Here is a 5,143-nt window from a genome sequence, read left to right on the forward strand (position 1 = left end):
CATTCTTAAGTTTTTCATTATAATTAAAATTAGTGGTGCTCTATTACTATTTACTTACATTTTATGGTAACTATCATATTTTATTTGACGTTATCTTAGTATATTTTTCTTCTTTTTTACGTATTTCATTTAATCCTACAATTTCATTAAATTCACTAAAGGAAGCCATTTCTGATACTTTTGATTGAGGAGTATTATTCAATTTCATTTCTTCCATTAAATCTTTTACAGCTTTTGTCATAATATAAAGTGTGGAAAGTGGATATATAACTAAAGAATAACCCATTTCTTCTAATTCATTAAAACTTTTTACAGGAGTTTTCCCTCCCTCAATCATATTTGCCATAAAGTGTGCGTCTTCTATACTTTTAGGTATTTCAGATAATTGATCACTATCTTCCGGTGCTTCTACAAAAAGAATATCTGCACCAGCTTCATGACACATTTTTGCTCTTTTAATTGCTTCTTCATAGCCTTCGACTGCTATTGCATCAGTTCTTGCAATTATTAAAGTGTCTTCACTGCGCCTAGCATCTACCGCTGCTTTAATTTTTCCGACCATTTCTTTAGCAGGAATAATACTTTTACCTTCCATATGACCACAACGTTTTGGCCATGTTTGGTCTTCAAGCTGAATAGCATCAGCACCAGCTTTTTCAAATTCCCTTACAGTTCTCATAACATTCAGAGCATTTCCATAACCAGTATCTGCATCTGCAATTACAGCACCTTCTACAGCATCACTTATATGTCCAACATGGTTAACCATTTCTTTCATTCCTAATAAACCAATATCTGGTTTTCCTAAAAGATTTGCTGAAGCTCCATAGCCTGTTACATAAACTGAGGGAAAACCTACCTTATCAATAATTCTGGCACTCATTGCATCAAAAGCACCTGGCGACACAAGAATCTCTCCCCTATCAAAATATTCTTTAATTAGTTTACCTTTATTCATTATCATTTCCTCCCTTTGAATTTTAGTTTAAGCTATTTGTGATATATCTAATAATTTTTCAGCTTTTTCCTCTTCTTCTTTATCTGCAGGAAAAATTAAACTACCAATTATACATATAAACATATTAACTGCCAAACCAATAGTACCTCCATGCCAAGAACCAACAGATAAATTAGTTAATGTCATTAGTCCAGCTATGACTGAACCAGCAATCATACCAACTAAAACAGATTTAGAAGTTAGTTTTTTCCAATATAAACCTAAAAGAAAAGCTGGAGCAACCTGAATTAATACTTCAAATTTAAGAACAAATATTTCAAATAATGTTCCTGGAGGATTCCAGGCAATTATTAATAGAAGAAAAACAATACCAATACCTATTAATTTGCCCCATAATACTTTTTTCTTTTCACTAGCCTCAGGATTAATAAATTTTCCATAAAGATCTTTAGAAATCAAAGAAGATAGAGATAATATTACTGAATCTGCTGTTGACATTATAGCCCCAATTATTCCAGCAAAAAATAACATCATAAACCAATAATGGAAAGCGGATCTTGAAGTAATTTTATTTGCCATCATTCCTACTAATTTCTCTGATTCCATTTTTCCCAATCCAGGAAAAGCTTGTATTCCAATTAAACCAATAATAAATACAAGCCCTGTTGTTATAAATGGCATCCAGGCCATCCTCTTGAGAGATTTTTTTAGTGTGTTTTCACTTTCAGCTGCATAAATTCTTTGAATAGCATGTGGATAAACTGCAGCACCTACACCAACTAAAATATACATACTAATCCATGTTACATTTACCCCCATATTTGGAACACCAATTTTTTCCGGAAAATTTTCTATCATATTAGTAGAAGCTTGACTTAATCCCCCAAAAAAATTTGTGACCATAATAATAAATCCAATTATTCCTATTAAAAGCATAATACCATTGATAGTATCAGCAATGGCTACTGCTTTCATACCACCTAACCATTCGTATATAAGCATAATAGCAACAAGGAAAAGCACTCCCCAATAGTACGGTATAAAACCAGCAGTAATTCCATCAACAGCGTGCCCCATAGCTATTAATTGTTCTAAAAGATAATTACCTAAAGCATATATCATCAAAATTGATGCCAGTAAAGAAACAGGTTTTGAATCAAATCGTTTTGTAAGCCAATCTGTAGGAGTCACAAAATTATACTTTTTTGAAACTATATGCAATCTTGGTGCAAATAGTAAATATCCTACTATTACCATAATCATATAAGGCACTGACATAAACCAGGCATATCCCATCCTATATGCTTTAGGGGCATAGCCAATTATTGTATTTCCACTATACTGACTTGCATAAAGGGTAAAAAACAAAATTAATGCTCCTAAACCTTTATCACCAAGATAAAATCCTCCCATCGATTCTTTTAACTTTTTGTTATAAGAAAAATAAACAGTAATTACTAAAATACCAAGAGCATAAACTACCATTACCATAAAGCCTTGCCAACCAACAAAATTTAATGACAGTTGATCCATTAATTACCCTCCTTTTCTTTCTCTTCTTCAATTTTTTTCTCTAAAACTTCCATATTCCAAAATTTATCAATAACATAATTTAAAAATATAGCTAAAGCAACTGCGGAAATTATAGAAATAAAAGCCCAGTAAGGAAATCCCAAAATAATTGGATTATAAGTTCCTTCTGGTAAATACCACGGAACACCAGACAATATAATAATTGCTAAAACTACCCAAATCCACTTAGTCTTGATTGGTTCTTTAAAATCCATTTGCTCTCCTCCTCTTTTTAAAATTATGAATATTTAATCTTCTTATTTTATATATAATGCATTTATTATTCCAAAAAAAAATGGTGAAATCACAAGGATATCCACCAAAAAATTATAATGAATGAAACATTTTGTTATAAATATTTGTTATATTGTTTCAGATTTGATGTTATAACTTTTCATTTTACGCCATAATGTAGTTCTACTAATATTCAGTTTTTTAGCAGCTTTAGTTCTATTCCATCCTGTATTTTTTAATGTTTTAATAATTTCTTTCTTTTCATTTTTAGTATTTTTAGAGTAATTTTCTATAATATTTTCATTATAAATTTCCTCAAAGTTATTTATGATATTCTCAACTTTATAATTGTTGAACTTTAAAAGCACACAAACTCTAGTAAGTAAATTTTCAAGCTGTCTAATATTACCATCCCATTTATACTTTTTCATCTCATTACTAATCTCTTTAATAAATTCTTCTTTTAATAATTCGGGGTATTTCTTTTTTATAATTTCTTTTACCAATAAATACATATCTTTTTTTCTTTCTCTGAGAGGGGGAATTTTTAAATTTAAAACATTCAACCTATAAAAAAGGTCTTTTCTAAACTTGTCTTTTTTTACTTCAGATTTAATATTCTTGTTAGTTGCAGAAATTATTCGAATATCTATAGGTATAACTTCACTTCCTCCTAATCTCATAATTTCTCTTTCCTGTAAAACTCTTAATAATCTTGACTGTAATTTATATGGCATTTCAGATATTTCATCTAAAAAGACAGTTCCTTTGTGAGCTAACTCTAAAATACCCTTCTTGCCATCCTTAGAAGCACCAGTAAATGCTCCTTTTTCATACCCAAAAAGTTCACTTTCAAGTAATTTTTCAGGTAATGCTGAACAATTAATTGCAACAAAAGGATTATTTCTTCTTTTACTTGAATTGTGAATACTATGAGCAAAAAGTTCTTTTCCAGTTCCCGTTTCACCTGTTATTAATATAGTAGATTCATCCTTAGAATATGACTTAGCTTTTTTAATTGTTTCTCTTATTATTTCAGTTTCACCAATTATATCATTAAAAGTATATTTAGCATATAATCCTTTTTTATATGTTTTTTTTCTGATCTTTTCTTCTGCTCTTTCAATAAAATCTGTTCTTTGAAAAGTAGCAACAACTCCCATGATATCATTATCTACATAAATTGGTATTCTATTAGTATAAATCGTCTTTCCATCACCTATATCCTGTATTTTATGTTTTTCTTGAATCCCTGTTTTTAAAACCTTATCCATTCTTGTGTTAGGTATAACTTTTTGAACCTTTTTGTTTAAAACTTCATTTTTCTTTTTATTAAAAATATCTTCAGCAGCAGTATTATAAGCTTGTACTTCTCCTTTTTTATTTACTGCAATTATACCACTATGAGAAAATTCAATAATAGTTTTTAATACTTTATTTTTATGTTTTTCTTTTTTAATTGTTTTGTCAAGTTCTATCGCACGATTAAAAGCATTAAATAAACTATTCTCTGAATATATAAAAACAGAATTTAATCCATTTTTTTCTCCTTCATTACATACTAAGCTTGCACCAATAACTACTTTGTAATCTTTATCTTTTAAGTCTTTCATTATTTTGTTTAATTGTTTTCGCTGATTATATATTATATTATTAATCTGAATATCAATTATATCCTCAATTTTAGCTAATCGGTCAATTTTCTTTTTATAAGTTATTATGGCTACTTTACTGTCTATCTTTTTAGCTTCATTTAAAATATTCATTAAGTCAAAACCGGCAATATTTATTTTCACAATAGAAAAATTATTAAAATTTTTCTCTAATATCTTTGCATTACTTCCTCCACTAACTATAACATCAACATTTTTTTCTCTTAATTCCTTTACTTTTTTTATTGTTTTATCAAATGAACCCTCAAGGACAATAACTTTTTTGAAAAATCTTTTTGGTAAAATAGTTTTTGCTAATTTAGTTAATCTAGGATAACTCATAAAAGCTATTTTACTACTCATAAATAAATCTCTCCTCATGTTATCATTATGGCTCTCTATTTCTACTTTTTACACAAAGCCTCTACAAGAGAAGTATCACAATTCCTTAGTGATTTTTATAATATAGAAGTTTTTCATGTTACTATTGCTGCTTGGATAAAAATACTATTCTATTTATGGGCTATTATTGATTCTAAACCCAAATAAATATATTCTCTCTTTTCATCTTGCTCCTCATCATAATTCTAACGTTACGTCAAATCTAATAGTTTTTTTAAAAATATTAATAGTGAGCTTCCCCCATTAAATTAGACACATAGTTTAGATAGTTTTCTCTCGTTTTCGTAGTCTTCTGGACTTTTATAATTTAACGTCGAATGCATTC

Annotated in this window: 4 protein-coding genes; all 4 read right to left on the reverse strand. The window is 28.7% G+C overall.

The features are described 5' to 3' along the window. Positions 1-73: 73 nt before the first annotated feature. The 4 genes from DER71_RS11555 to DER71_RS11570 all read right to left on the reverse strand — a co-directional run bounded on the left by DER71_RS11555 (position 74) and on the right by DER71_RS11570 (position 4,779). The gene (locus DER71_RS11555; RefSeq protein WP_114474665.1) at positions 74-958 is read right to left on the reverse strand and encodes an oxaloacetate decarboxylase; all 885 of its coding nucleotides are present in this window, start codon (positions 956-958) and stop codon (positions 74-76) included. A 27-nt stretch (positions 959-985) separates the two neighbouring features. Beyond that, complete coding sequence (locus DER71_RS11560) at positions 986-2,491, reverse strand: sodium:solute symporter (RefSeq protein ID WP_114474666.1); 1,506 nt, start codon at positions 2,489-2,491, stop codon at positions 986-988. After that, complete coding sequence (locus DER71_RS11565) at positions 2,491-2,745, reverse strand: hypothetical protein (protein ID WP_114474667.1); 255 nt, start codon at positions 2,743-2,745, stop codon at positions 2,491-2,493. Before DER71_RS11565 ends, DER71_RS11560 begins: the two co-directional genes overlap by 1 nt. Positions 2,746-2,892: 147 nt before the next feature. Beyond that, positions 2,893-4,779 (reverse strand): sigma 54-interacting transcriptional regulator, encoded by a 1,887-nt coding sequence (locus DER71_RS11570; protein ID WP_158531825.1) that lies wholly within the window; start codon positions 4,777-4,779, stop codon positions 2,893-2,895. Between the last annotated feature and the right edge of the window lie 364 nt (positions 4,780-5,143).

The sequence above is a fragment of the Halanaerobium sp. DL-01 genome, assembly GCF_003338615.1.
Taxonomy (GTDB): domain Bacteria; phylum Bacillota; class Halanaerobiia; order Halanaerobiales; family Halanaerobiaceae; genus QPJE01.